Raw genomic sequence first — 26,980 nt, 5'->3', positions numbered from 1 at the left:
GAATTTCGCGAACCGGCTGTGGACGCAGGCGGCGGCGCACTCTACGCTGCACTTCTGATACGAATCCGACAGAGCAGAAATGACCGACACGCCAAGCCCCGCTTATCAGGTTCTTGCCCGCAAATACCGCCCGGAAACCTTTGCCGACCTGGTTGGTCAGGATGCCATGGTGCGCACCCTGAAAAACGCGTTCGAGGCAGACCGGATCGCGCAGGCCTTCATCATGACCGGCATCCGCGGCACCGGCAAAACGACGACGGCGCGGATCATCGCCAAGGGCATGAACTGCATCGGCCCCGATGGCGACGGCAAACCGACGACCGAACCCTGCGGCCAATGCGAACATTGCGTGGCGATCATGGAAGGCCGCCATGTCGACGTGATGGAGATGGACGCCGCCAGCCGCACCGGCGTCAACGACATCCGCGAGATCATAGACAGCGTCCGCTATCGTGCCGCCAGCGCACGCTACAAGATCTATATCATCGACGAGGTTCACATGCTTTCGACCAGCGCGTTCAACGCGCTGCTCAAGACGCTTGAGGAACCGCCCGAACATGTGAAATTCATCTTCGCGACCACCGAAATCCGCAAGGTTCCGGTGACGGTCCTGTCGCGCTGCCAACGCTTCGACCTGCGCCGGATCGAACCCGAGGACATGATCGGTCTTCTGAACAAGATCGCCACCGCCGAGGGCGCTCAGATCGCAGAGGACGCACTGGCGCTGATCACCCGGGCGGCCGAGGGTTCGGCGCGTGATGCAACTTCGCTGCTGGATCAGGCGATCTCGCACGGGGCCGGGGAAACCAGTGCCGATCAGGTCCGGGCGATGTTGGGTCTGGCGGACCGGGGCCGCGTCCTGGACCTGATGGACATGATCCTGCGCGGCGACGCGGCGGGGGCTCTGACAGAGCTAAGCGCTCAGTACGCCGAGGGCGCCGACCCGCTAGCCGTGCTGCGCGATCTGGCCGAAATCACCCATTGGGTGTCCGTGGTCAAAATCACGCCAGACGCCGCCGAGGACCCGACCGTTTCGCCCGACGAACGCGCACGCGGACAGCAAATGGCCGAAGCCCTGCCGATGCGTGTCCTGACCCGCATGTGGCAAATGCTGCTGAAAGCGCTCGAAGAGGTCTCAGCCGCACCAAACGCCATGATGGCAGCGGAAATGGCCGTCATTCGGTTGACCCATGTGGCCGACCTGCCAAGCCCGGAAGAACTGATCAAACGTTTGCAGGACGCACCTCCACCCACGCCGAACGGAGGCCCCGGTGGAGGCATGGCCGTACCCTCGCACGCCCCGGTACAACCTCAGGCATCGGCAAGGTCTTCCTACGTTTCCGCTCCACACGGTCCCGCCGGCGCGCCGACTGCGGCCCTGGCACAGGACGTCCAAACTGCTCTGGCGCGCTATCCGACCTTCGAACATGTGGTCGAACTGATCCGGACAAACCGGGACGTAAAGCTGCTGGTCGAGGTCGAAAACGGTGTGCGGCTGATGTCCTACTCACCGGGCCGGATCGAATTTACACCGACCGATCATGCCCCGACAGACCTTGCCCAACGGCTGGGTACGGCGCTGCAGCGCTGGACAGGCAATCGGTGGGCCGTATCCATCGTGGCAGATGGCGAAGCCGCCACGATCGCCGAGATCCGCGATGCGGCCGACCTCGCGCTAAGGTCACAGGCCGAGCAGCACCCGCTGGTTCAGGCGGTACTCATGCAGTTTCCCAAGGCGCGCATCAAACGGATCGAAACCCCGGAACAGCGCGCCGCCAAGGTCGAAACCGAGGCTCTGCCCGAGGTCGAAGACGAATGGGACCCGTTCGAAGAGGACTGAACATCTGCCTGGAATACAGGAGGATGCCCATGCCCCTTGTGTCACGCAGTCACCCTTCGTATTTAGGCGTCAAATCGATTTACAGGAGAAACCCGATGCTCAAAGGTTTAGGCGGTCTGGGCGATATGGCCAAGATGATGAAATCCGCGCAGGACCTGCAGACCAAAATGACCGAAATGCAGGAAGAACTGAACAACCTCATGGTTGTCGGCGAATCCGGCGCCGGTCTGGTCAAGGCCAGCGCCACCGCCAAGGGCGAACTCAAAGGTCTGGACATCGACCCGTCGATCTTCAACGGAGACGACAAGGAAGTGGTCGAGGACCTGATCCTGGCCGCCATCAAGGACGCGCAGACCAAGGCCGCCGAGCGCTCTCAGGCGGAAATGGCCAAGCTGACTGAAAGCATGGGGCTGCCGGCAGACATCAAACTGCCGTTCTGATCTTCATCTTTTCCAAAATACTCCCGCCGGAGGCTCCCTTCGGTGCCAAACAGGACAGGCCGTGAGTTCGAACAGCGACATCGACAACCTGATCGACCTGATGGCCAAGCTGCCGGGGCTTGGCCCGCGCTCGGCCCGCCGCGCGGTGCTGCACCTGATCCGCAAACGCGCCCTGCTGCTGACACCGCTCTCGGACGCAATGCAGCAGGTCGCCGCCACCGCCCGCGAATGCCTGAATTGCGGCAATGTCTGTACCGCTGACATCTGCGACATCTGCGACAGCGAGGCCCGCGCCACCGGAGAGCTTTGTGTCGTCGAGGATGTCGCTGATCTTTGGGCGATGGAACGTGCCGGTGTCTTCAAAGGCCGCTATCACGTTCTGGGCGGTACACTTTCGGCCTTGGACGGTGTCGGCCCGGACGAGTTGCGCATACCCCGCCTCAAAGACCGCGTGACGGCCGAGGGCATCACCGAGATCATCCTTGCCCTGAACGCCACAGTCGACGGACAGACCACCGCCCACTACATTGCCGACCAGTTGGAGGGACAGGTCCGCCTGACTTCACTTGCGCAGGGTGTGCCAATTGGGGGTGAGCTGGATTATTTGGACGACGGGACGATCACGGCGGCGCTGAGGGCGCGGAAAGAACTGTAAGGTCACAGAACCTGCCCCGAGAACATTTTTGAATCATGCTTTGATTTTCCAGAGTTGGGCGTAACTTATGAGCAGATATCCCGATCTATTCGTACTGCGACACGGCGAAACCGAGTGGAATACTCTTGGGAAATTTCAAGGCCGCAAGGACTCTCCGCTGACCGAAACGGGCAAGGCGCAGGCGCGCACTCAAAACCAAATTCTGAGCCGCATTCCGAACACACCGTCTCGGGTCGTCGTCAGCCCGCAAGAGCGCGCGCGGCACACGGCTCGGCTTGCGATTGCACCCCATCTGCAACAGGAAACTGACCACCGCCTTCAGGAAATCGCATTTGGCCAATGGGAAGGTGTAACCAAGAACGTCATCAGGTCGCAGATCGACTACGCTTACGAAAGCTATTTGTGGTTTTTTCGCAGCCCTGGCGGTGAGAGCTTTGAGGAGATATCGGCAAGAGTCCGATCCTTTCTGGATGAGCAAGAAGAACCCTCAATCATTGTGACCCACGGTGTAACTTCTTTGGTGCTAAGGGGGATCTGGCTGGGCCTGGATCAGGAAGATCTGCTTAAGCTGCCTCGCACACAAGGGTGTGTCTTCCATCTTTCCAACGGTACGGAAACGACACTTCGGTAGAGGCGGCCGCATTATTATCCGACACGCGCCTGCTGCACGCTTTCGGATCACAGCCTTTGGTTATGCGCAAAACTGCGCTAAGGATATCCAAACACTACCATTTTAGCTGGAGCATTCCTCGATGACCCGCCTTCTCGCCTTCACCTTTGCAGCTTTCACTGCAACCTCCGCTATGGCACAACAACTTGTCGACAAAGGCTTTGTCGAGGGCTGGAACATCATGATGGACCCGGCGCTTGGCAACGGGTGCCTGATCCAGACGATCTATCAGGATCTGTCGGTCGTGCGGCTGGGCTATGACGCGTTGGGTGATCGCGGATACTTCACCGTCTACAACAAGGCATGGGGCGATATCGAACCCGGGAAAACCTATCCGATCCGGTTCGATCTGGACGGCAAGAGCTTTGATGCCACCGCCATCGGGTTCAGGCAGGATCGCGTGCCAGGGGGGACGGTGTTTTTCACCGACCGCAACTTCGTAAACGCGATTGCGCAGAACAGAACCATGACCGTCTACAACCCGGCAGGTGAGCGTGTGATGGCAATCGACCTCAAAGGCACGGCCAAGGCGCTGGAATATGCGCGGGATTGCCAGAACAAGAAGCTCTAACGAATCGGATCGAACAGGGCGTCCTTGGCGGTGCAGTCGTGGATCACATCCCGTCCGCAGGGCACCGGCTTCAGATCACGCGACAGACACAGGCGGACCTCTTCTATATAGCCCTGTTTGCAGGTCACAGTGACCATATCGCGTTCAAGACCGGGGTTTGCTTTCACAAACGCGTCCTCAACGACCGAGGCGGGCAGTTTCACCGACGCATCCAGTTCACGAAACACCGGCGGGCGTTCAACGCGCTGATAGGCTTGGCGGGACAATGTGAAATAGTCGGTCGCGCTGAGGCCCGTACAGGTGCCATGCTTTTTCCACTGATGCCACGCGAGACCAGAACTGCCCTGAATGTCTTCCATTTCCCGGGTCATGCGGCGCGTTGGCGGTGACTCTGGCGTGCGGCAGTAGGCTGGCCAGCCCTGATGGTATTGCGGCCAGAGACCATGCAAAATCCAGCCGTGATCATGCCGCGCATCGCATTGGTACGATCCGCGCGCATCGCCTTCGCGGGCGCACCAGTTGGGCGACCAGCTGAGCGCCAGTACGTAATAGTCGAACTCACCCGCTCTTTCGCCGTCGGCCAGCGCCGCCATTGAACCGAACACCCACAAAACCAGCCCCGCAATTCCTTGGCGCATTCGCCTCTTCCCTTCTTGCCTTCCCGCGACTATATACGGGCCAAGTTCCCCGACAACGGAAACCTGCCCCAACACCAAGGGGCCGCCGAATTCCGGCGACGGGAAAGATGTATTTATAGGAGATGGGCTGATGGCAAAACCGCTTATGGCCAAGGCAACAGCCGTATGGCTGGTGGACAACACCACGATCAGCTTCAAGCAGATCGCGGATTTCGTAGGCATGCACGAGCTTGAAGTGCAGGGCATCGCGGATGGCGATGTTGCTGCTGGCGTCAAAGGGTTCGACCCCATCGCCAACAACCAGCTTACCCAGGAAGAAATCGACTCGGCGCAGAACAATCCGCTGCACAAGCTGAAGCTCAAGTTCAACCCGGCCGCCTCGGGCGAGGAAAAGCGCCGCGGCCCGCGTTACACGCCGCTGTCCAAGCGTCAGGACCGCCCGAACTCGATCCTGTGGCTGGTCAAGTTCCATCCCGAACTCAGCGACGGTCAGATCGCCAAGCTGGTCGGCACCACCAAACCGACCATCCAGTCGATCCGCGAGCGTACCCACTGGAACATCGCCAACATGCAGCCGATCGACCCGGTCGCACTGGGCCTGTGCAAACAGTCCGAGCTGGACGCGATCGTTCAGAAGGCCGCCGCCAAGAAAGCCGCCGAAGGCGGCGTCATGAGCGATGACGAACGCCGCAGGCTGGTTTCGACCGAGCAGTCGCTGGAAATGGACGCCGCGCCCAAGATCCCGACTGCCATCGAGGGTCTCGAGACCTTCTCGCTGTCCGATGACGGCGATGACAAGGAAGAGAACGAACCGATCGTGGACGCCGACAGCTTCTTCAACCTGCCCAAGGGTGGCGGCGAGGAAGAGGACGAAGACGACCTGCGCCCATAATTGACGTGTGACCCCGGCCCGACTGGTCGGGGTTTTACTTTCTTGGAAGAACCATGCTGAACGTATTGTCAGCCATTTTTGGCCCGCATCGCGCTGTATCCATCTATGCTTTTGCCCAGACGAAGGGTCTGGCCATCGCTGGTGTGCTGGCCCTCATCGCCGTAACGGCAGGTTTGCTGATCCTGAATGACGACGGCGTGCACGAACACGACTCTTATTTTGTCGCCGATGTTTTGACCGCTTCGCCGATCAATGGCGACCTGAAGAACGGCGTCGTGGCGTCGGTGCGCCTGCCGGATGGTTCAGCTGCATCGATAACGTCGACCGAAGCTCCGATTGCGCAATCCGTTGGCACCAGCGCTTGCGTCGAAAAGCGGGTTTACGTGGAAAGCGGCGAGGCGCGGTACCGGTTCAAACTGCCGCGATATTGCGAGGCTGGCTGAGCCTTCACGACTTAATGAAAACCGCCCGGCCTGAACGCCGGGCGGTTTTTCATTTTCAGATCATCTGGAACAGTATTCCGGCCATGATTGCACCGCTGATCCCCAGACCCAGATAGGTGGCAAAGACACGGGGTTTGACCAGCGACCAAACCGCTGCCATCGCCGGGATCGAGCTGACTGCGCCTGCGATCATGAAGGACATGGCGGCACCCGCGCTCATCCCCTGTTCGGTCAGGCCGGCCAGTAACGGCGGTGCGACGTAGGAATTCAGATAGGCAGGCATGCCAACCAGCGCCGCGATCACGATCGGCAGAACACCGTCCCCGCCGACAACCCGGGCGATCATGTCAGCCGGTACATAGCTGACCAGAAGCGCCTCGAGCACATAGGCCAGCGCAAGCCATTTGAGCAGGAACACACCATTGTGCACAAACTCGGACCGGAAGCGCACGCGGCGATCCGGGTCCTGCCAGAAACGCCAGACCGGTTTGTCGTCCTTCTTCGGGCCGCAGCCGCAGCAACCGGCGGGTTTGTATTCACGCAGAGGTTGCGAGAAGGCGCCGTTGCGCATCAGGGCACGCACCACGAACCCGCCGAACAGCCCAAGCGCCACTGCCGCAACGGCTTTGCCTACGGCAAACGGCCACCCCAGTGCCCCGGCCGTGATCAACAGCGTTGGCGGATCGATCAGGGGTGAGCTGAGCCAGAAGGCCATAACGGCCGACAAAGGCGCGCCCAGGGCCAGAAGTCCGGCGATAAACGGGATGACCTCGCAGGAGCAGAACGGAGCCAGGCCACCAAACAAGGCGGCCAGAAAGATCATTCGTGTCTCGCGCCCCTCAAAGGCCCGTGCCACCATGACCTCGGCCCCTGTTGCCTTGAGATAGGACAGCAGCAACACGGCAAACAGGATGTATTGACCGGTATGGCCCAGCGCCTTGCCGGCAAACGTCACCACCTCGGTCCAGTTTCCGGGATCCAGAACAGCGACGGCTGCAAGAAGCGCCACGATCACTGCCCAGGGCGTTTTAATCAGATCGGCGATGGATCTGGCCGGTACCTTCGGATTTTGTGCCAGTTCAGCCATCGTTCGCGGCCTTTCCCACTTCGTCCATGCAGCACTCACTCAGAATGAACTGGGCAAGATCCCGAAGCTCATCGAAACAGGCGCGGTTAATCGTGGTGCGCCCGATCTTTTCCTGTTCCACGACACCACCAGCGGCAAGGAACCGCAGATGATGGGCCAACGTCGATGGCGCAATGCCCGTGCGACTTTGGATTTCGCCCACGGTCAGGCCCGCCTGCCCAGCGCGGACCAGCGTCTTAAGAACTTTCAGCCGGGCCTCGGACCCCATGGCTGAAAACCCTGCAGCAGCGGTTTCCCACATTTTCATCACCTCTATTAAACTAATTTTCTAGTTATTTAGGTTTATGGTTTCATCGTGTCAACAGATTTTTGCCAAATCGTGCCACAAGATGTTAAGTCCAGATTGCCCCGCGATTAAGTCCACTCTATAAGGCCCTATGGGGATATCGGTCGACACATTCTTTCTTGAGCTGAACGGACAGGGCACGCTGCAGGCGCAAATCCAGCAGATGATTGCCGAAGGCATCTTGTCAGGGCGGTTCCACGTTGGCGAAAAACTGCCCTCGTCCCGCAAACTTGCCGCGCATCTGGGCGTCAGCCGGATCACGGTGACTCTGGCCTACACCGAGCTTCTGGCAAATGACTACCTGACTGCAAAAGGGCGGTCCGGGTATTACGTCTCAAACAACGCGCCGGTGCCGCCAAAATACACTCCGGTTCAGCGTGGGGCTGAAAATGTTGACTGGAATACCGCGCTGGCGCGCCGGTTCTCCGAAGGCGATGTCCTTCCCAAGCCCAGCGACTGGCGCGATTACCGGTATCCTTTCATCTACGGCCAGGCAGACCGAACCCTGTTCGATCACGCAAACTGGCGTCTGTGCGCCGTGCGGGCGCTGGGTCACAAGGATTTTGCCTCGCTGACCGGCGACTATGTGGATCAGGATGATCCCCTGCTGATCGAGTTTATTGCCCGTCATACCTTGCCGCGCCGGGGAATCGCGGCGCGCCCAGAAGAGATTCTGATCACGCTGGGCGCCCAGAACGCGCTTTGGCTGGCCTCGCGTATACTGCTGAACAAAACACGCAAGGCGGCGATTGAGGACCCCTGCTATTACGCCCTCCGCGAACTTTTGAGCCACTCCGAGTGTCAGCTCACACCGCTGAAGGTCGACCGGGACGGCCTTTCGCCGGACATCATCCCCGACGATACGGACGTCATCTTCACCACGCCAAGTCACCAAAGCCCGACCACCGCGACCATGCCGGTGTCTCGAAGGGGCGAACTGCTGAACAGGGCGCGCCAACTGAACGCGATGATCGTCGAAGACGATTACGAATTCGAGATGTCCTTTCTTGGCGCGCCCTCACCCGCTTTGAAATCCATGGACCGGGACGGGCGCGTAATCTATGTCGGCAGCTTCTCGAAATCTTTGTTTCCCGGCTTACGCCTGGGCTACATGGTCGGGTCCGAGCCCTTCATTCGCGAAGCCCGCGCCCTGAGATCGCTGGTTCTGCGCCACCCGCCCGGCCACATCCAGCGCACAGCCGCCTATTTCTTGTCGCTCGGGCACTATGACGCGCAGATCCGGCGCATGTCGAACGCGCTTGCCCAAAGGCGGGACGCCCTTGAGAAAGCCGTAGAACAATACGGCCTGACGGTTGCCGGTCGCGGTATGTTGGGCGGATCATCGATATGGATGTCGGCACCCGACCATGTGGATGCGACACAGCTTGCGCGCAACCTGCAAAGCCAGAGCGTGCATATCGAACCGGGCGAGCCATTCTTTTCCGGACCGGACCGCCCGCGGAACTTTTACCGCCTCGGATATTCGTCAATCACATCGGATCGCATAGCCCCTGGCATCAAGCTGATTGCCGACGCAATCCGCGCGTATTAGGACGCCTGGCTTTCAAACAGAATCCCCCTGTATCTCCAACGCCCCAAGGACGCCAACGGCGCGACAGGGGACCGGCGGTACTTTTTATTGGCGAGTGATCCAGCCCGACTCTGGACATATTCCGCCGCGCTTTCTGGCCCTAACGCAGCTGCCACCCTTGCGCCAAAACCATATGCAAAGGCAAGGCAAGGTGCCTGGCCCGTTCCACCTTTGCTTGGAGAGCGCACACATGAAAATGACCACGGAAGAGGCCTTTGTTAAGGTCCTGCAAATGCACGGAATCGAACACGCGTTCGGGATCATCGGGTCGGCTATGATGCCGATCTCCGACATTTTTGGAAAAGCTGGCATCACTTTCTGGGATTGCGCACACGAAGGCTCGGGCGGCATGATGGCCGACGGCTACACCCGCGCCACAGGCAAGATGTCGATGATGATCGCGCAGAACGGCCCCGGCATCACCAACTTTGTCACCGCCGTCAAAACCGCCTACTGGAACCACACCCCGCTGCTGCTGGTCACCCCGCAGGCCGCAAACAAGACCATGGGTCAGGGCGGCTTCCAGGAAATGGAACAGATGCGCATGTTCGCTGACTGCGTCTGCTATCAGGAAGAAGTGCGCGACCCCTCGCGGATGGCCGAAGTCCTGAGCCGCGTGATCACCAAAGCCAAGCGCGCCTCGGCACCGGCACAGATCAACGTACCGCGCGACTTCTTCACCCAGGTTGTTGATATCGACCTGCCTGCCGTCGTCGAATTCGAACTTCCCTCGGGCGGCGCATCCGCCGTCACCGAAGCGGCCGCCCTGCTGTCGGAGGCCAAGAACCCGGTCATCCTGAACGGCGCCGGTACTGTTCTGTCCAAGGGCGGAATCGAGGCATCCAAGGCATTGGCCGAGCGTCTGGACGCGCCGGTTTGCGTTGGCTACCAGCACAATGACGCTTTCCCCGGCTCCCATCCGCTGTTTGCCGGCCCGTTGGGCTACAACGGTTCGAAAGCGGGTATGGAGCTGATCAAAGAAGCTGACGTCGTTCTGTGCCTTGGCACCCGTCTGAACCCGTTCTCGACCCTGCCCGGGTATGGCATGGAGTACTGGCCCACAAACGCCAAGATCATCCAGGTTGACATCAACCCCGACCGTATTGGCCTGACCAAGAAGGTCTCGGTCGGCATCGTGGGCGATGCGGCCACCGTTGCAACCAACATTCTGGCGCAGCTGTCGGACACAGCAGGCGACGAAGGACGCGATGCGCGCAAGGCGAAAATCGCGGAAACCAAGTCGCGCTGGGCGCAGGAACTGACCTCGATGGATCACGAGCAGGACGATCCGGGCACCACCTGGAACGAACGCGCCCGTGCTGCCAAGCCCGACTGGATGAGCCCGCGCATGGCGTGGCGCGCCATTCAGGCCGCACTGCCGAAAGAGGCGATCATCTCGTCCGACATCGGCAACAACTGCGCCATCGGCAACGCCTACCCGTCGTTTGAGGCAGGCCGCAAATACCTGGCCCCCGGCCTGTTCGGCCCCTGCGGCTATGGCCTGCCATCGGTGATTGGCGCCAAAATCGGCTGCCCGGACACTCCGGTCGTTGGCTTCTCGGGCGACGGTGCCTTCGGCATTGCCGTGACCGAACTGACCGCCATCGGTCGTGACGAATGGCCCGCCGTGACCCAGATCGTCTTCCGCAACTACCAGTGGGGTGCGGAAAAGCGGAACTCGACCCTGTGGTTCGACGACAACTTCGTCGGCACCGAACTGGACACCAAGGTCTCCTACGCCGGAATCGCGCAGGCCTGTGGTCTGAAAGGCGTCGTTGCCCGCACCCAGGACGAGCTGACCGCAGCACTGAACCAGGCGATCGAAGATCAGAAGAACGGCATCACCACCCTGATCGAAGCCTTGATCAACCAGGAACTGGGCGAACCGTTCCGCCGTGACGCGATGAAGAAACCCGTCGCCGTTGCCGGTGTGTCCGCAGACGACATGCGCGAACAGATCGTGTAATTGCAGGACGGAGCCGGAGCGCATGACCCTGACACCCATCGAGCTGTTGCGTCAGCGCGCCCCGGCAATCCGACCTGTAATTTCCTTATGCGAAGGCAGTGATCCCCGCATTGTTGCGGGGGCGCTAGCCGCCCATGCGGCTGAACTGGCCGATGTCATTCTGGTTGGCGTACACGCCGACATCGAAGCCACTCTGAAAGACCTGGGCGCGTCCGCATCAGATGGCGTGACGATACATGACCCTGCAACTTCGGAGCTGACCGAAGAGTTTGCCCAAACCTATTTCGAACTGCGCCAGCACAAGGGCGTGGATCAGGCCAAAGCCCGAAAAGCCGCCGAATCTCCTCTGGTTTATGCCGCCATGCTGGTTCGCAGCGGGCGCGCCACCGGAACGGTCGGCGGTGCCGTCCATACCACCGGTGATATCGTGCGGACGGCCATTCAGGTGATCGGCATGGCGCCGGACGCGGGAATGGTGTCCTCATTCTTCCTGATGTACCCGCCAGAAAACGCAATGCCCGGCGCGCGGGCGATGCTGTATTCTGATTGCGGCCTTGTGATCGATCCCAGCGCTGCTGAGCTGAGCAGGATCGCACTCGCATCATCCAACTCCGCGCGGGCATTGCTGTGTGTTGATCCCAAAATCGCCATGCTCAGCTTTTCAACCAAGGGCAGTGCGAAACACGCCGCTGTGGACAAGGTCATCGAAGCCACCGAAACCCTGCGGCAGACGGCACCAGATCTTGAGGTCGACGGCGAATTGCAGTTCGATGCGGCCTTCGTACCATCGGTCGGAGATCGCAAATCCCCCGGATCGTCTGTGGCCGGTCAGGCCAACGTCATGATCTTCCCCAATCTCGACGCGGGCAATATCGGCTACAAAATCACCCAGCGCCTTGGCGGATATTCTGCCATCGGCCCGGTTTTGCAGGGGCTGGCACAGCCGGCCAACGACCTGTCACGCGGCTGCAGCGCCGAGGATGTGACTCAGATGATCGCCGTAACCGCCCTGCAGGCCGACAGAACATAGAACTTATATTTGCGCCGTTCACAGAACGGTGTTCTCAATTCGGAATGAAAGTGACAAGTTCATCCCGACACAACCGACAGGACCCGCCAATGACGCATCAGCAGCCGATCCTAGACACTTCTCCCAAGGTCTCGGACGAGATCAGGCGGACCACCTGCTATATGTGCGCCTGCCGTTGCGGCATTAATGTGCACATGAAAGACGGCAAGGTCGCCTATATCGAAGGCAACCGCGATCACCCGGTGAACAAGGGCGTTCTGTGCGCCAAGGGCAGTGCCGGGATCATGCAAGTCAACGCGCCGTCACGGCTGCGCGCACCGTTGAAACGGGTTGGGCCGCGCGGCTCGGGCGAATTCGAAGAAATCAGCTGGGACGAAGCGCTGGACATCGCCGTCGGCTGGCTGAAGCCCCTGCGCGAAGACAACCCCGAGAAGCTGGCCTTTTTCACAGGCCGCGACCAGTCTCAATCCTTCACCAGCTTCTGGGCGCAGAATTTCGGCACCTGTAACTATGCGGCCCATGGCGGGTTCTGCTCGGTCAACATGGCGGCGGGCGGCATCTACACGATGGGCGGCGCATTCTGGGAATTCGGACAGCCCGACTGGGATCACACCAAGCTGTTCATGCTGTTCGGCGTGGCCGAAGACCATGACAGCAACCCGATCAAGATGGGCATCGGCAAAATCAAGGCGCGCGGCGCGCGGGTGATCGGCGTGAACCCGATCCGTTCGGGGTATAACGCTGTTGCCGACGACTGGGTCGGGATCACGCCCGGCACCGATGGCCTGTTCATCCTGTCGATGATCCATGTGCTCATGAAGGCCGGCAAGATTGATCTGGACTATCTCAGCCGCTACACCAACGCGCCTGTGCTGGTAAACGCCTCGGACGGACCGGAACATGGTCTGTTCCTGCGCGATACAGACGGCAAACCGCTGGTCATTGATCGTGCAACCGGCGAACTGACCGCCTTTGACAAACCCGGCGTGCGCCCAGACCTGTCGGCCACCTACGAAAAAGACGGCGTCACCCACCGCCCGGTCTTCCACCTGATGGCCGAGAAATACCTCAGCGAGGAATATGCCCCCGAAGCCATCGCCGAAAAGTGCGGCATCCCCGCCAAGCGTATCCGCGCCATTGCAGCGGAACTCGCCCGCGTCGCCTTTGACGAGGCTTTCGAGATCGATCAGGAATGGACCGACTTCCGGGGCGAGAAACATGACAAGATGATCGGCCGCCCCGTCGCCATGCACTCGATGCGCGGCGTCTCGGCCCATGCCAACGGATTCCAGACCTGCCGGGCGCTGCATGTGCTGCAGATCATTCTGGGCACGGTCGAAGTGCCCGGCGGCTTCCGGTTCAAACCGCCCTACCCCAAACCGGTCGAGGCACACCCGACGCCACACTGCAAGGTCACACCGAACTCACCGCTGGACGGCCCGCATCTGGGCTTTGTACGCGGTCCGGATGATCTGGCGCTGAAGGCCGACGGCAGCGCAGCGCGGATCGACAAGGCGTTCACCTGGGAAAACCCAATGTCCAGCCATGGTCTGATGCATATGGTGATCTCAAACGCACATGCCGGCGATCCCTACAAGATCGACACGCTGTTCATGTACATGGCCAACATGTCCTGGAACTCGACCATGAACACCAAGGGTGTCATGGACATGCTGACGGACAAGGATGAAAACGGCGAATATGTGATCCCGCATATCATCTATTCCGACGCCTATTCCTCGGAAATGGTCGCCTATGCCGATCTTATCCTGCCCGACACCACGTATCTGGAGCGGCACGATTGCATTTCGCTGCTTGACCGCCCGATCTGCGAGGCAGACGGCGCCGCAGACGCCATCCGCTGGCCGGTGATCGAGCCCGACAGGGATGTGCGCGGGTTCCAGACGGTTCTGATCCAGCTTGCCAACAAGCTGGGCCTGCCCGGCTTTGCGAACGAAGACGGCGCCGCCAAATACACCGATTACGCCGACTATATGGTCAATCACCAGCGCAAGCCGGGCATTGGCCCACTGGCCGGCTTCCGCGGCGAGAACGGCGATCAGGCCGGGCGCGGCGAGGTTAACCCGGATCAGTTGAACCGCTACATTGAAAATGGCGGGTTCTACGTCGAACATGTCCCGGATGAGGCGCTGTACTACAAACCCTGGAACAGCGCCTATCAGGACTGGGCCGTCAATCTGGGCCTCTATGACAGCCCGCAACCATACCTGTTCCAGCTCTACTCCGAGCCGATGCGGAAGTTCCAACTGGCAGCCGAAGGGCATGGCGAGCGCCAACCGCCCGATCATCTACGCCAGCGCATCAAGGACACGATGGATCCTTTACCGATCTGGTACGAAACTGATCAGACCGGGAACGAGGGGTTCACCGTCAACGCCCTGACCCAGCGGCCCATGGCAATGTATCACAGCTGGGGTACCCAGAATGCGTGGCTGCGCCAGTTGCACGGACGCAACCCGCTCTATGTTCCGACCAAACTGATGCGGGAACACAACCTGTCGGACGGCGACTGGGCCAAAGTCACGTCTCCGCATGGTGAAATCACCGTGCCGGTGATGGAAATGGCGGCGCTGAACGACAACACTGTCTGGACCTGGAACGCCATTGGCAAACGTAAAGGCGCGTGGGCCCTGCAGGAGGACGCCCCCGAGGCCACCAAGGGCTTCCTGCTGAACCACCTGATCCACGAGCTTTTGCCGCCGAAAGGCGACGGGCTGCGTTGGGCAAACTCCGATCCAATCACCGGGCAGGCCGCATGGTTCGATCTGAAAGTCAAAATCGAAAAAGCAGCCGCGCCGCAGGAAATGACGGAAAGCCAGCCGGCCTTCCCACCGATCAAATCACCTGTCGGAACCGGTCCGACCGATCTGGCATGGAAGGTGGGCAAATGACCGAGGTCCAAACTTCATCTGGCCAGAAATATCCCGGGGGTGAATTGAGCCGCAGGCTCAAGAGGGGGCTGGCCCCCTCCCCGGCAGCGGAGATCCAATGACATGACCCAACTCCCTCAGTCAACCGAGCGCAAGATGGGTCTGGTGATCGACCTGGACACCTGTGTCGGCTGCCACGCCTGCGTGATTTCCTGCAAAGGCTGGAACACCGAAAACTATGGCGCGCCTTTGTCGGATCAGGATGCCTATGGCGGCAACCCGTCGGGGACTTTCCTGAACCGCGTGCATTCCTACGAGGTGCAGCCTGCCGAAGGGCACGCCCAGCTGATCCACTTCCCCAAATCCTGCCTGCACTGCGAAGACGCGCCTTGTGTCACCGTCTGCCCGACCGGAGCCAGCTACAAGCGGGTCGAGGACGGAATCGTACTGGTCAATGAAAGCGACTGCATCGGCTGCGGCCTGTGTGCATGGTCCTGCCCTTACGGTGCCCGCGAACTGGATCAGGCAGAAGGCGTGATGAAAAAATGCACTCTCTGCGTCGACCGGATTTACAACGACAACCTGCCCGAGGTGGATCGCATCCCGTCATGTGTGCGTACCTGCCCCGCCGGGGCCCGGCATTTCGGCGATCTGGGCGACCCGAACAGCGATGTATCAAAACTGGTCGCCGAACGGGATGGCATGGATCTGATGCCGGAAATGGGCACCAAGCCCGTCAACAAATACCTGCCGCCGCGCCCGAAGGACACCGTCGAAGAACAGATCGACATCCTGGCACCGCTTCTGGCACCCGTCGCCGAAGAACCTAAGGGCTTTCTGGGCTGGCTCGACAAAACCCTGGAGAAGCTCTGATGCATCCGGCACCTTCCGTTATCATCTTCACCACGCTGTCCGGCCTTGGTTTTGGCCTGCTGTTCTTTCTTGGCCTTGGCAGCCCGGACGTCACCGGCTGGGTGGCTTTTGTTTTCTACGCTATCGCTTATGGTCTGGCCGTTGGCGGCCTGATGGCGTCGACCTTCCATCTGGGCCACCCCGAACGCGCGCTCAAAGCCTTTTCGCAGTGGCGATCAAGCTGGCTGTCGCGTGAGGGCTGGTGCGCGGTCATCGCATTGGTTCTTATGGGCCTCTATGCCTTTGGCGCGGTCTTTCTGGGCCAGAGCTGGAGCGTTCTGGGCGCATTGGGGGCGCTGTTTTCACTGGCGACCGTGTTTACCACCTCGATGATCTATACCCAGCTGAAAACCATTCCACGCTGGAACATGAAACTGACCCCGCTCATGTTTATTACCTTCAGCCTGGCCGGCGGCGCCTTGCTGTCCGGACAGACGGGACTGGCCCGTCCCCTGCTGATGATTGCCGGGTTGGTTCAGATTCTGTACTGGGTGCGAGGCGACAAAGCCCTTGCGGCTTCGGGAACGGATCTGGGCACCGCAACAGGGCTTGGGTCGAGGGGGACCGTCCGGGCGTTTGAACCGCCGCATACCGGGACTAACTACCTGTTGCGCGAATTCGTGCATGTGGTCGGACGCAAACACGCCGAAAAGCTGCGGATCATTTCGTTCACGCTGGCCTTCCTTGTCCCCGTTGTGTTGCTGGTATTGCCGTTCAGCCATTTCTTTGTGCTGTTGGCCGTGCTGTCGCACCTGGCTGGCGTTGCCGTATCACGCTGGCTGTTCTTCGCTCAGGCAGAGCATGTGGTCGGACTGTATTACGGCAAGCGCTGAAGCGAGGGGGTCAGCCCCCTCCTGAACCATAGGCGCAGTCAACCGCCGGGGGATTTTCGAACAAAAGAAGTCCGATTACCGAAAAGAAACAGGGCGGCTTCACCCGGTGAATGCCGCCCTTTTTTCGTGTCGAGCGCGTTCAGAGAAGTCCGGCGTGGGCCATTGCCGCGTCGATGGCAGATTTTGTGCTGCTGTCCAGCCCGGTCAGGGGCGAGCGCACGTCTTCACTGCAACGGTTCAGTTTGCTGAGCGCGTATTTGGCGCCGACAAGGCCGGGTTCAATGAAGATCGCTTCGTGCAGGGGCATCAGACGGTCCTGATAGGCCAGCGCCTTGGCGTAATCACCTGCAAGGGTCGCCTGCTGGAATTCGGCGCACAGGCGCGGGGCCACGTTTGCCGTCACCGAAATGCATCCGACCCCGCCATGCGCGTTGAAGCCAAGGGCAGTCGCATCTTCCCCGGACAGTTGGCAGAAGTCGGTACCGCAGCTTGCCCGCTGCTGGCTGACCCGCGCCAGATCGCCGGTTGCATCCTTCACCCCGACAATGCGCGGCAGCTGTGCCAGTTCGCCCATTGTCGCCGGTGTCATGTCGATCACCGAGCGGCCCGGGATGTTGTAAATGACAATCGGAATATCCGCGCAATCATGCAACGCCCTGAAATGGGCAATCAGACCCTTTTGGGTCGGCTTGTTGTAATACGGCGTGACAACCAGAGCCGCAGCCGCGCCGACCTTCTCGGCGAACTGCACGAACCGGATCGCCTCGACCGTGTTGTTGGATCCGGCACCCGCGATGACCGGTACGCGGCCGGCAGCGGCCTTGACGACCTCTTCCACCACCACTTCGTGTTCTTCATGGCTGAGCGTTGGGCTTTCGCCCGTGGTTCCCACCGGCACCAGCCCGGTCGAACCTTCCTGGATCTGCCATTCCACCAGATGTTTGAGCGTGTCCAGGTCCAACTCACCGTTTCGGAACGGGGTGACGAGTGCTGGCATCGAGCCTTTGAACATGGAACGCTCCTTAGCGTACAGTTTGCTGTGAACGCGCCACCCTTTATCACAATCTTCGGTTTGTGAGTTGATCCCGGCGGCGCAAGGTTTATCCTGAATGGCTGTATCCTTGGTTGGTTGGGAAATGCAAGGGATGACACGTTTTCTGGCGGTATTGATCACCGTGATTCTTTGTTCGACGGCTCAGGCGCGCGCGGATGCCGCCGCGGACCTGCGCGCCGCGCTGAACGAGATGCGCAAAGGCGACTGGAACGAGGCCCTGCGCGTCGCAGGAACGCGCGGGTCGGTGTCTCGTGACATCATCGTCTGGCACTGGTTGCGCAGCGGCTTTGGCAGTTCGGGCGATGTACTTGTGTTTCTCGACCGCCGGTCGGACTGGCCCGGACTGGGGTGGCTGCGCCGCAAAAGCGAACCTTCGTTCACCGGGGCCGACCCGGACCGGGTTTTGAAGTTCTACGACGGCTCACCGCCGCAAACCGCCGAGGGTGCCTTGAATTTCGCGGTTGCCCTAATGGCCAAGGGTCGCAGGGGCGATGCCGAGGCGGATATCGTGATGGCCTGGCGCACGATGCCCATGGGGTCGGGTTTGCAGAAGGACTATCTGGAAAACTTCGGCAAATTGCTGAAACCGCATCACGCGGCCCGGCTGGACCGTATGCTCTGGGACGGGCATCTGGTCAGCGCTGATCAGATGTTGCCGCTGGTCAGTGCGGATGAACGCAAATTGGCCGAAGCCAGAATCGCGCTACAAAAACGCCAGCCCGGTGTGGATGCAAAGATTTCGGCAGTGCCGGACTCGCTGGCGTCGTCAGCCGGATTGGCCTTCGACCGATTCGTATGGCGGGATCGCAAGGAACTTGACGACAGCGCCATCGATTTGATGCTGGAACGCTCGACCAGCCCACAGGCATTGGGCGAGCCGGACAAATGGGCCGAAGGGCGGCGCAGGCTGGCGCGGCTGGAGATGCGCAACGGAAATATCGCACGCGCCTATGACGTGGCAGCCAACCATCACATGACGCCCGAAATGGGCTATGGTTACGCTGATCTGGAATGGCTGGCCGGGTTCCTCGCCCTGCGCAAACTGAACGATCCGGACACGGCCGTGCGCCATTTCCAGAATTTCTCGGCCGCAGTTCAGTCGCCAATTTCCAAAGGGCGCGGCGGCTATTGGCTGGGCCGGGCTTATGCGGCGCAGGGCGATGCGGACAAGGCCTATGACGCCTACGCAATCGGCGCGGATTACCAGACATCCTTCTATGGCCTGCTGGCTGCCGAGCGCATCGGGCGCCCGTTTGACAGCGAGCTTGCCAACCCGCGCCGTGCACCGCATTGGAAGCAGGCGGGTTTTGCGAATTCCAGTGTATTGGAAGCTGGGCTTCTGCTGCTGCGAGCCGGCGAAGATAATCTGACAGAACAGTTTCTGACCCATCTGGTGGAAGGTCTCGATCCGGTTGAGGCCGGTCAACTGGGTGATCTGGTGCTGGAACTGAAGGAGCCACATCTGGCAGTCATGATCGCCAAGCGCGCCGCCAGAACAGGATCGGTTCTGCCTGCGGCCTACTACCCTGTCCATCCGGTGGCCGATATGGGCCTGCCCATGGCGAAGGAAATGACCCTGGCCATTGCCCGCAGGGAAAGCGAGTTTGACCCGGTCGTGGTCAGCGGAGCCGGCGCACGCGGTTTAATGCAGGTCATGCCAGCCACCGCCAAGCTGGTCGCGCAGGAGATGGGTATCCTCAGCGGCCATCAGACCGGACGCCTCACATCGGACTGGCAATACAACGCCAAGTTGGGGGCGAACTACCTGTCCGGGCTGGCCGCCGAGTTTAACGGTAACGTGGTCATGATGGCGGCCGGGTACAACGCGGGACCCAAGCGTCCGATTTCGTGGATGGAACGCTTTGGCGATCCCCGCGCCGGAGAGGTCGACGTCATCGACTGGATCGAAACCATCCCGTTCAGCGAAACGCGCAACTATGTCATGCGCGTCGCGGAAAGCATGCCCGTCTATCGCGCGCGCCTGGGCAAACCCGCCCTGCCCATTCCGTTTTCGCAGGAACTTACCGGCTCAACCCTGGCTTCTTTCGCGCCATAGGGTGAACAGACCTGCCGCCACGACAAGCGCCGCGCCCACGACAACAGCTGGGCGCAGCGTTTCGCCAAATATCGAAATGCCCAACAATGCGCTCCAGACCAGATGGAAATAGGCAAAGGGCTGAACTGCGCTGGCTTCCGCCATTTCATAGCATTTGATCAGCAACCAATGCCCTGTCACGCCGCTGACGCACAATAGTGCCATCCACAACCAGTCCGCTTGGGCCATCGGTTCCCAGAACCACATGCCAACCAGCGTCATGGCCACCGCCCCGACGACACCCGTCCAGAAAAAGCTGGTGGCCGTGCTGTCGCGACGGGCAACGTATCGGGTCAGCAATCCATAGACCGCAAACATCAGGGCCGAAATCAAAGGAATGACCGCCCAGGGGTTGAAGACGCCAACACCCGGTTCGAGAATGATCAGGACCCCGATGCAACCGACCCCGATCGCGGACCAGCGCCGCCAGCCCACCTTTTCACCCAGAACCGGCCCGCTGAGCGCGGCCACTAACAGGGGATAACAGATGAAAACGGCCATGCTGTCGATCAGACCCAGAACCGTGAATCCGAAAACGGCCACACAGATCTCGGCCGCCAGCAACACACCCCGGATGACCTGAAGCCCAAGCTGGCTGGTTTGTGTTGCCGCCTTCAGCCCGCCGGGGGCGCGGGCCGCGATGGTGATGACAAATGCCGCGAAGAACCAATACCGGATCATCACGACCATGTAGGTGTTGTAGGTTCCGGCCAGATGACGCGAAATCCCGTCCTGCAACGCAAAGACGATTGTGGCCGCGACCATCAGGGCGATCCCGGCCCGCACATTGTTCTGCTGACTCATTCTTTGATCGCCCGTGTCATGTGCCGTTTGCGCCCGTATCCGGGCGAACGCGTGACTGAAAACCCGGCCTCGGTCAACGCACGCCGCACGAAACCGGCCGCAGTATATGTCGCGACTGTTCCGCCAGCCACAGTGTGACCGGCGACCTGCTTTATCAGGTTCGACTGCCACAACTCCGGGTTCTTGGCCGGGGAAAACCCGTCCAGAAACCAGGCGTCCGCAATGTCCGACCAAGCGGGCAGGGTTTCACGCGCGTCGCCTTCGATCACTTTCAGGTGCAGTGTGCCAAGATCGCATTCGCCACCTTGCCAATGCGCCAGAAACCGGCTGCTCCAGGGTTGAAGCTCTGGGAAACATGCCAGTGCGCGTGCCATGTCTGCAGGATCCATCGGAAAGGCTTCGAAACTGGTGAAGCTCAGAGGCGTCGTTTGGCCCGATGCCTCCCACGCGGACCAGACCGTCAGCATGTTCAGGCCGGTTCCGAATCCAAGCTCGGCGATTCGAAAACCCGGCGCGAAGCGACCGGGCAGATCGTTGCCCGCCAGAAACACATGCCGTGTCTCTTCCAGCCCGTTCTGGAGCGAGTAATATGGATCGTCGAACCGGTCCGAAATCGGGATCTGCTCGTCCGTCCAGGTCAGTTCGGCGCGCTGGTCTGCCATCGGGGAATCCTGTAGCTAGGCGGCGCGACACTGAACAAGGAAAAGGGGATTGGCAATGGTCGATGTGACAGTGCGTGGCGCGGGTGTTTTCGGCCTGTCCATTGCCTGGACCTGCGCGCGGCGCGGCGCAAAGGTGCAGGTAGTCGATCCTTTTGGTCCCGGCTCGGGCTCCAGCGGTGGTCTGGTCGGTGCACTGGCACCTCATGTGCCGGAAAACTGGAATGCTAAAAAGGCATTTCAGTTCGACAGCCTGATCATGGCCCAAGCGTTCTGGAAACAGGTCGAAGCGACAGGTGGCGTGTCACCCGGTTATGCGCGTCTGGGTCGCCTGCAACCCATCGCTGACCAGCGCAATCTGGATCTTGCGCATCAGCGCGCTAAAACGGCCATCGAACTGTGGCAGGGACAGGCAGAATGGCGCGTTGTTGAAACCGCCAAGGCTGGCGCCTGGTGCCCGCCCAGCCCGACGGGATACGTCATCCACGACACATTGAGTGCGCGCATGCATCCCAGACGGGCCTGTGCCGCGCTGGTTGCGGCCCTGTCCGTAATGGGGGTCGAAATTGCCACAGACGCGCCCGACCGGGGTCGGGTCGTACACGCCACCGGATTGGCGGGCCTACTGGAACTGAACCGCCACTATGGCAAAACTGTTGGCAATGGGGTCAAGGGCCAGGCTGCCCTGCTTAGGTTCGATGCAGGGACGGTGCCTCAGCTTTTTGTTGATGCAATTCACATCGTGCCCCATGCGGACGGCACTCTGGCCATCGGATCGACATCCGAGCGGGACTATGAAGACCCTTCCAGCACCGACAGCGCCCTGGAAGACGTGATCGACCGCGCCACGCGCGCCGTTCCCGTTCTGCACGGCACCGAAGTGATTGAACGCTGGGCCGGGGTCCGCCCCCGCAGCAAAAGCCGCGCACCAATGCTGGGCGAACATCCGATGCACAGGGGTCAGTACATTGCCAATGGCGGCTTCAAGATCGGTTTCGGCATGGCCCCCAAAGTGGCCGATGTCATGGCCGATCTGATACTGGAAAACCGCGATCAGATACCGGAGGGATTCAGGCCCGGAGCTTCACTCTGACATCGGAGTGGCAACCGCCTGCATACATTGCCGGCCGTCCGGCCCCGCGACCCACAGCTCGCAACCGTTCCGGCACAGGGCCGCCGTTTCGAAGTGCATGAGTGGGGCGGACGCGCGGAACGAAAACTCGGACAGCGGCCCCATCAGATCGGTTGCAAACAACATCAGATGCTGCGCCAGCAACGGTCCATGAACAACAAGCCCGTCATAGCCTTCGACGTCGCGCGCATAGTCCAGATCATAGTGGATCCGGTGGCCATTGAATGTCAGTGCCGAATACCGAAACAACAAAGTTGAGGAAAACCCAACCTCTCGGCGATCCGTTTGGTCGGTTCTGGCCGTTGGCGGCTTCGGCTTGATTGCATCAGCCGAAGGGTCTTCACGGTAAACAAGATCCTGCCATTCCGTCAGACACAGATCTTCCCCCTGCCAGATCTCGTGCCGCAAGGTGACAAAACCCAGTGGCCCGGTCCGGCCAGTTTTTGACGTGGCGCTTTCCAGAAAGGACCGGCGCCGGGCTGGCTTGCCCGCGACCAGGGGCGCGCAGAACCGCAACCGGCCTCCGGCCCACATGCGACGTGGCAGGCCCAGATCCGGGATCAGGCCGCCGCCCACTCTGGGGTGCCCATCCCGGCCAAGCTGATCGGGCGGAAGCGGTGACCAGAAATACAACTGGTGAAAAAACGGCGGAAGCGGTGCGCCCGCCGCAACGGAAACTGGTTGTCCGAGCGCCACCTGCAAGGCAGCGGCGCGCGCGGGATCCATCATGTCCTGCTGTGTTTCGGCCCGAGTTTCATCTGACATGCCCGCACGTTACGCGCCAGGGCATTGCGGAACAAGTACCGCGCCTTGGCCTCAGAAACCGGCCTCGGCTTTCAGCTTCTGCATCAGCGTCCGCAGCGGGTTCTCATAGCGCTCGCTACTCAGCCGCCCCTGATCGTCAAATGCGTTCGAGCTGTCGGCAAGATGGATTTCAGGACCTTGCAAGATGCGCGTCTGAAACGGCACCATATAGGCGCGCAACATCATCTGCGCGCGTTCGCCGCCGGCCCGACCAGCGGCGGCGGACATCACCGCAACGGGCTTGTCCGCCCATGGTTTGCCACTGGTTCGGCTGACCCAGTCCAGCGCGTTTTTCAGCACACCGGACGGCCCCTTGTTGTATTCCGGGGTCGAAATGATCACCGCATGGGCCTGCGCAATCTGGTCAGCCAGCACCTGAACCGACGCGGGAATGCCCTCACCCGCCTCCAGATCACCGTCATACAGAGGCAGGTTGAGGTCGGCCTCGATGAAAGTGCCGGGCTCGAACAACCGCGCGGCCTCGCGCAGCAACTTTCGGTTTGTCGCGTTCTGGCGCAACGAACCGGACAGGCCCAGAAGGGTCGGTTCGGACATTATCGGGAACTCCGCTTTGTTGTTTTCGGGAACTTATACGGGGATGGACCGGGACCATAGCCCTGTTGACGCACAGTCAGTGCGCATGGACAGGGCAAGAGAATGTGCCCTGTCCACGATTGTTGGATCAGATCAGGCGTTGCCGCTGGGCACGACGACAATCTCGACCCGACGGTTCTGCGCCTTGCCATCCGGCGTCAGGTTCGAAGCGACCGGATTGTTTTCACCCTGACCGATTGTAGTGATGCGGGAATAGCTGACGCCATTGGCCTGCAGGATATCGGCCACGGCATTGGCCCGCCGCTCGGACAGGCCCTGATTATAGGTGGCGTCGCCGTCGCTGTCGGTATGGCCGATGATCTGAACGTTCGAATTCGGGTAGTTGACCAGATTCTGCCCCACCTTCACCAGATCGGACCGCAGCCCCGGGCGCACGGTTGAGCTGTCGGTATCAAAGGTGATGTCATTGGGGACGGTGACGATCAGGCGGTCGCCTGTATTGACGATGGTGATCCCGTCATTGGCCAGTTGCTGACGCAGTTCCGCCGCCTGGCGATCAAGCTGATTGCCGATGACGCCGCCACCTGCGGCACCAATGGCACCACCGGCCAGCGCACCCAAAAGCGGATCCGAGTCATTTGCAATAGCGCCGACGCCTGCACCGATCAAACCGCCCAGCAAGGCACCCTGCTTTGCATTCTGATTGGGGTCACTTTGCACTGAAAGCGTACCTGGGTCGGTACATGCGCCAAGAACAAGTGCCGAACACAGCCCGGCAGAAATAACAAACTTGGAAATCGTCATGGATTTACCCTCTGCTCATGAACCCGTTCATCGGGTTTGATTTGTTTGGGCCAGTATATCACGGCAGGCCGTTGAAGCCTCAAGCAACATTCCGGTGAAATCGGCAATTACCTGCCGGTCAAGCAGGGGCTGATGACGCATCCCAATTGTTGTTCTCCTGCCAGATGTTGCGCAGCGGCTGGCCCTGACCGCAGAAATGCGCGTCCAGAACGTCACACGCCCAGATCCGGTCCGTGCGAAAGTGTCGAAACCCGTTTCGCAACTCGCACCATGCCGCCAGCATCGTGCATTCGATGTGATAGATCAGCGCAACCGGGCGTACGACACGTTCCGTACGTTCGTCTTCGGAATTGACGTAAACCAGCCTGAGTTTCTGTTCCGCCCGGATTGCCTCGCGGTAGCTGGCAACCGGAACACACCCTTTGTCAGGATCGTCCCGAGGCGCCCCCCACGGCGCCACCTGCAACCAGTCTGCGGGCACCTGCAGCGCTTCGATTTTTCGGCAAACGCGGTCTGCGGCCTGTTGCAGGGTGCTGTCACCCGTGCGGGCCAGCATTGACAGTCCAACCCACAGCGCCTCAATCTCTTCCGCATCAAAGTTCAGCGGCGGCAGATCATACCCCCGGCGCATCACGTAGCCCACGCCCGCCTCTCCTTCGATCGGCGTCCGCTGCGCCTGCAGAGCCGCGATATCGCGGTACACGGTGCGAACAGATACTTCCAGTTGCTCAGCCAGCGCATCCGCTGTCACCGGCGCATCGGACATGCGCAGGATCTGGATAATTTCAAACAGACGGGTAGATCGGCCCATCGCATCCTCCTGACGGTCTGCTGACACAATAGCACACCCCACTGACAGAGTAGTGTCAGGAGAGGGCTGCAATGCTTGGCATATCACGAACAAATGGAGAGCAATCATGCCAAGCCGCGACAACCACGTCATGATGACGCTGAAACTCGGAAGATGGTCGCAGGATCACACCTTGCGCGGGTTTGAGATTGAACGCCAGATCATGGCCGAACGCCACTGTCGGTCCGTGCAACAGCGAAGGCGTGTCAGACGATTTTCTCTGGGCAACCTCAAGATGATATGGGGCTGGGTGCTTTAGCTTCAGAAGTCGGGCTTGGCCCTGAATTTCATCGCAACTCCGCCTTCGGGGTTCTTCAGGCGCAGCTCTTCGGAATGCAGCATCAGGCGCGGGTAATCCCGCGCCGCACCCGTCGCATAGAACGGATCACCCAGGATCGGGTGCCCCAATGCCTGCATGTGAACCCGCAGCTGATGCGACCGGCCGGTTTTGGGAAACAACCGAATGCGCGTGCTGCGGTCCTCATGTCGGACGACCCGCCAGTCCGTCACCGCAGGTTTGCCGGTCTCGTGACACACCATCTGGCGCGGCCGGTTTGGCCAGTCGACGATCAGAGGCAGATCAACCGTTCCGGATTTGGGTTCAACCCGGCCCCACACTCGCGCAACATAGGTTTTGCGCGTCTGGCGCTGTTCGAACTGCTGACCCAGATGGCGTTGCGCATGCGGTGTCTGTGCAAACACCATCACACCTGACGTGTCCCGGTCCAACCGGTGAACAAGCAGGGCCTGAGGAAAAGCCGCCTGCACCCGGGTCAGAAGGCAATCCGACAGATGCTCCCCCCGGCCGGGTACCGAAAGCAGGCCCGGCGGCTTGTTCACCACGATCAGCTGCGCGTCTTCATGCAGCACATCCAGTGGCGTGTTCGGGGGGGTGTAGGTCTCGCTCATGCGGGCTTGCCTATCGCAGCGCGCGACCTCCCGCAACGTCGTCCTTGCCTGCGACCCATCGTTCGGCAACTCTCGGACCCAGTTGAGGAGGAACAGAGATGCATCCGACAATCGAGCGCATGCAGGACGCGGTTGCAAAAGGTGACGAGGCCCGGATACCGGATCTGCTGGCCGAGAATGTGCAGTTCCTGCCGCCGACTTATTATAGCACATGGACCGGGCGTGCACCGGTTGCGGCGGTGCTTGGGCATGTCAGCCAGGTGTTTTCCGAGTTTCGCTATCGCCGCGTTATGGGCGAAGGTTGCGACTGGGCTTTGGAGTTCCAATGCAAGGTCAGTGAACTGGATGCCGTGGGTGTGGATTTGATCACGCTGAATGACGATGGCCTGATCCAGAAATTCGAAGTGGTCATGCGCCCGCACAAAACCGTCGGCGCCCTGCGTGAGGCGATGATGGCGCGGGTGATGAGCGACGCCCGCTTTCTGGAATTTCGCAAGGCCCTGAGTTGA

General features: G+C 60.5%; 28 protein-coding genes. 17 read left to right on the top strand and 11 right to left on the bottom strand.

Features of this window, described 5'->3' with window-relative positions; genetic code table 11:
- The first annotated feature begins 79 nt into the window (after nucleotides 1-79).
- The 5 genes from ACR1XU_RS13940 to ACR1XU_RS13920 all read left to right on the top strand — a co-directional run bounded on the left by ACR1XU_RS13940 (nucleotide 80) and on the right by ACR1XU_RS13920 (nucleotide 4,176).
- On the top strand, nucleotides 80-1,840 hold the full coding sequence (locus ACR1XU_RS13940) for a DNA polymerase III subunit gamma/tau (RefSeq protein WP_480904553.1): 1,761 nt from the start codon (nucleotides 80-82) through the stop codon (nucleotides 1,838-1,840).
- Between the two features lie 95 nt (nucleotides 1,841-1,935).
- Nucleotides 1,936-2,280, top strand: coding sequence for a YbaB/EbfC family nucleoid-associated protein (locus tag ACR1XU_RS13935; protein ID WP_480904550.1), 345 nt, complete (start codon nucleotides 1,936-1,938; stop codon nucleotides 2,278-2,280).
- Nucleotides 2,281-2,341: 61 nt separating this feature from the next.
- Nucleotides 2,342-2,935, top strand: a complete 594-nt coding sequence (gene recR / locus ACR1XU_RS13930; RefSeq protein ID WP_170614298.1) for a recombination mediator RecR — start codon at nucleotides 2,342-2,344, stop codon at nucleotides 2,933-2,935.
- A gap of 67 nt (nucleotides 2,936-3,002) precedes the next feature.
- Nucleotides 3,003-3,566 carry a histidine phosphatase family protein gene (locus ACR1XU_RS13925; protein WP_480904547.1) on the top strand — a complete coding sequence of 188 codons (564 nt, stop codon included), beginning with the start codon at nucleotides 3,003-3,005 and terminating at the stop codon, nucleotides 3,564-3,566.
- A gap of 121 nt (nucleotides 3,567-3,687) precedes the next feature.
- The gene (locus ACR1XU_RS13920) at nucleotides 3,688-4,176 is read left to right on the top strand and encodes a hypothetical protein (protein ID WP_480904545.1); all 489 of its coding nucleotides are present in this window, start codon (nucleotides 3,688-3,690) and stop codon (nucleotides 4,174-4,176) included.
- Here the strand turns inward: ACR1XU_RS13920 and ACR1XU_RS13915 are convergent.
- Nucleotides 4,173-4,814 carry a ribonuclease T2 family protein gene (locus ACR1XU_RS13915; protein WP_480904542.1) on the bottom strand — a complete coding sequence of 214 codons (642 nt, stop codon included), beginning with the start codon at nucleotides 4,812-4,814 and terminating at the stop codon, nucleotides 4,173-4,175. The two genes, ACR1XU_RS13920 and ACR1XU_RS13915, sit on opposite strands and share 4 nt — an antisense overlap.
- Before the next feature lie 130 nt (nucleotides 4,815-4,944).
- On the opposite strand from ACR1XU_RS13915, the gene ACR1XU_RS13910 reads away from it, so the two are divergent.
- A complete protein-coding gene (locus ACR1XU_RS13910; protein ID WP_170614294.1) occupies nucleotides 4,945-5,706 on the top strand; it encodes a DUF1013 domain-containing protein in 762 nt (253 codons plus the stop codon).
- Nucleotides 5,707-5,759: 53 nt separating this feature from the next.
- Nucleotides 5,760-6,149 carry a hypothetical protein gene (locus tag ACR1XU_RS13905; protein WP_480904540.1) on the top strand — a complete coding sequence of 130 codons (390 nt, stop codon included), beginning with the start codon at nucleotides 5,760-5,762 and terminating at the stop codon, nucleotides 6,147-6,149.
- Between the two features lie 55 nt (nucleotides 6,150-6,204).
- On the opposite strand, the gene ACR1XU_RS13900 is transcribed toward ACR1XU_RS13905, so the two are convergent.
- Nucleotides 6,205-7,236, bottom strand: coding sequence for a permease (locus ACR1XU_RS13900; protein ID WP_480904538.1), 1,032 nt, complete (start codon nucleotides 7,234-7,236; stop codon nucleotides 6,205-6,207).
- Complete coding sequence (locus ACR1XU_RS13895; RefSeq protein WP_170807456.1) at nucleotides 7,229-7,537, bottom strand: ArsR/SmtB family transcription factor; 309 nt, start codon at nucleotides 7,535-7,537, stop codon at nucleotides 7,229-7,231. The genes ACR1XU_RS13900 and ACR1XU_RS13895 overlap by 8 nt, the downstream gene beginning before the upstream one ends.
- 136 nt (nucleotides 7,538-7,673) lie before the next feature.
- Here ACR1XU_RS13895 and pdxR point away from each other — a divergent pair, with 136 nt between their 5' ends.
- The 6 genes from pdxR to ACR1XU_RS13865 all read left to right on the top strand — a co-directional run bounded on the left by pdxR (nucleotide 7,674) and on the right by ACR1XU_RS13865 (nucleotide 16,805).
- Nucleotides 7,674-9,134, top strand: a complete 1,461-nt coding sequence (gene pdxR / locus ACR1XU_RS13890; protein WP_480904535.1) for a MocR-like pyridoxine biosynthesis transcription factor PdxR — start codon at nucleotides 7,674-7,676, stop codon at nucleotides 9,132-9,134.
- A gap of 229 nt (nucleotides 9,135-9,363) precedes the next feature.
- The gene (xsc, locus tag ACR1XU_RS13885) at nucleotides 9,364-11,139 is read left to right on the top strand and encodes a sulfoacetaldehyde acetyltransferase (protein WP_170614289.1); all 1,776 of its coding nucleotides are present in this window, start codon (nucleotides 9,364-9,366) and stop codon (nucleotides 11,137-11,139) included.
- Nucleotides 11,140-11,161: 22 nt separating this feature from the next.
- The gene (pta, locus tag ACR1XU_RS13880) at nucleotides 11,162-12,169 is read left to right on the top strand and encodes a phosphate acetyltransferase (RefSeq protein ID WP_480904532.1); all 1,008 of its coding nucleotides are present in this window, start codon (nucleotides 11,162-11,164) and stop codon (nucleotides 12,167-12,169) included.
- An 89-nt stretch (nucleotides 12,170-12,258) separates the two neighbouring features.
- Nucleotides 12,259-15,081, top strand: a complete 2,823-nt coding sequence (locus ACR1XU_RS13875) for a molybdopterin oxidoreductase family protein (RefSeq protein WP_480904529.1) — start codon at nucleotides 12,259-12,261, stop codon at nucleotides 15,079-15,081.
- Nucleotides 15,082-15,183: 102 nt separating this feature from the next.
- On the top strand, nucleotides 15,184-15,933 hold the full coding sequence (locus tag ACR1XU_RS13870) for a 4Fe-4S dicluster domain-containing protein (RefSeq protein ID WP_170614286.1): 750 nt from the start codon (nucleotides 15,184-15,186) through the stop codon (nucleotides 15,931-15,933).
- On the top strand, nucleotides 15,933-16,805 hold the full coding sequence (locus tag ACR1XU_RS13865; protein WP_480904526.1) for a dimethyl sulfoxide reductase anchor subunit family protein: 873 nt from the start codon (nucleotides 15,933-15,935) through the stop codon (nucleotides 16,803-16,805). Before ACR1XU_RS13870 ends, ACR1XU_RS13865 begins: the two co-directional genes overlap by 1 nt.
- Before the next feature lie 139 nt (nucleotides 16,806-16,944).
- On the opposite strand, the gene dapA is transcribed toward ACR1XU_RS13865, so the two are convergent.
- On the bottom strand, nucleotides 16,945-17,817 hold the full coding sequence (dapA, locus tag ACR1XU_RS13860) for a 4-hydroxy-tetrahydrodipicolinate synthase (protein WP_170614284.1): 873 nt from the start codon (nucleotides 17,815-17,817) through the stop codon (nucleotides 16,945-16,947).
- Nucleotides 17,818-17,950: 133 nt separating this feature from the next.
- Between dapA and ACR1XU_RS13855 the strand changes: the two genes are divergently transcribed.
- Nucleotides 17,951-19,915, top strand: a complete 1,965-nt coding sequence (locus tag ACR1XU_RS13855) for a lytic transglycosylase domain-containing protein (protein WP_480904522.1) — start codon at nucleotides 17,951-17,953, stop codon at nucleotides 19,913-19,915.
- On the opposite strand, the gene ACR1XU_RS13850 is transcribed toward ACR1XU_RS13855, so the two are convergent.
- Both ACR1XU_RS13850 and mnmC2 read right to left on the bottom strand, forming a co-directional pair.
- Nucleotides 19,889-20,758 carry a DMT family transporter gene (locus ACR1XU_RS13850; RefSeq protein ID WP_480904519.1) on the bottom strand — a complete coding sequence of 290 codons (870 nt, stop codon included), beginning with the start codon at nucleotides 20,756-20,758 and terminating at the stop codon, nucleotides 19,889-19,891. The two genes, ACR1XU_RS13855 and ACR1XU_RS13850, sit on opposite strands and share 27 nt — an antisense overlap.
- The gene (mnmC2, locus tag ACR1XU_RS13845) at nucleotides 20,755-21,420 is read right to left on the bottom strand and encodes a tRNA (5-methylaminomethyl-2-thiouridine)(34)-methyltransferase MnmC2 (protein ID WP_480904516.1); all 666 of its coding nucleotides are present in this window, start codon (nucleotides 21,418-21,420) and stop codon (nucleotides 20,755-20,757) included. The genes ACR1XU_RS13850 and mnmC2 overlap by 4 nt, the downstream gene beginning before the upstream one ends.
- Nucleotides 21,421-21,475: 55 nt before the next feature.
- Between mnmC2 and ACR1XU_RS13840 the strand changes: the two genes are divergently transcribed.
- Nucleotides 21,476-22,510, top strand: a complete 1,035-nt coding sequence (locus tag ACR1XU_RS13840) for an NAD(P)/FAD-dependent oxidoreductase (protein WP_480904513.1) — start codon at nucleotides 21,476-21,478, stop codon at nucleotides 22,508-22,510.
- On the opposite strand, the gene ACR1XU_RS13835 is transcribed toward ACR1XU_RS13840, so the two are convergent.
- From ACR1XU_RS13835 to ACR1XU_RS13820, 4 genes are all read right to left on the bottom strand, one after another.
- Complete coding sequence (locus tag ACR1XU_RS13835) at nucleotides 22,502-23,314, bottom strand: HTD2 family dehydratase (RefSeq protein WP_480904510.1); 813 nt, start codon at nucleotides 23,312-23,314, stop codon at nucleotides 22,502-22,504. The genes ACR1XU_RS13840 and ACR1XU_RS13835 overlap by 9 nt on opposite strands.
- 51 nt (nucleotides 23,315-23,365) lie before the next feature.
- Nucleotides 23,366-23,908 (bottom strand): NAD(P)H-dependent oxidoreductase, encoded by a 543-nt coding sequence (locus tag ACR1XU_RS13830; protein WP_170614278.1) that lies wholly within the window; start codon nucleotides 23,906-23,908, stop codon nucleotides 23,366-23,368.
- 132 nt (nucleotides 23,909-24,040) lie between these two features.
- Nucleotides 24,041-24,712, bottom strand: a complete 672-nt coding sequence (locus ACR1XU_RS13825) for a YiaD family glycine zipper/OmpA-like lipoprotein (protein WP_170679489.1) — start codon at nucleotides 24,710-24,712, stop codon at nucleotides 24,041-24,043.
- A 118-nt stretch (nucleotides 24,713-24,830) separates the two neighbouring features.
- Nucleotides 24,831-25,523, bottom strand: coding sequence for a helix-turn-helix transcriptional regulator (locus ACR1XU_RS13820; protein WP_170614276.1), 693 nt, complete (start codon nucleotides 25,521-25,523; stop codon nucleotides 24,831-24,833).
- Between the two features lie 106 nt (nucleotides 25,524-25,629).
- Between ACR1XU_RS13820 and ACR1XU_RS13815 the strand changes: the two genes are divergently transcribed.
- The gene (locus ACR1XU_RS13815; protein ID WP_170807328.1) at nucleotides 25,630-25,821 is read left to right on the top strand and encodes a hypothetical protein; all 192 of its coding nucleotides are present in this window, start codon (nucleotides 25,630-25,632) and stop codon (nucleotides 25,819-25,821) included.
- 2 nt (nucleotides 25,822-25,823) lie between these two features.
- Here ACR1XU_RS13815 and ACR1XU_RS13810 read toward each other — a convergent pair whose 3' ends face one another.
- The gene (locus tag ACR1XU_RS13810) at nucleotides 25,824-26,471 is read right to left on the bottom strand and encodes an RluA family pseudouridine synthase (RefSeq protein ID WP_480904506.1); all 648 of its coding nucleotides are present in this window, start codon (nucleotides 26,469-26,471) and stop codon (nucleotides 25,824-25,826) included.
- A 98-nt stretch (nucleotides 26,472-26,569) separates the two neighbouring features.
- On the opposite strand from ACR1XU_RS13810, the gene ACR1XU_RS13805 reads away from it, so the two are divergent.
- Nucleotides 26,570-26,980, top strand: a complete 411-nt coding sequence (locus ACR1XU_RS13805) for a nuclear transport factor 2 family protein (protein WP_480904503.1) — start codon at nucleotides 26,570-26,572, stop codon at nucleotides 26,978-26,980.

This window comes from Ruegeria sp. D1(2025) (genome assembly GCF_056536425.1).
The sequence above is the reverse complement of the archived record's forward strand: the minus strand, read 5'-3'. Positions and strand labels throughout refer to the sequence as shown.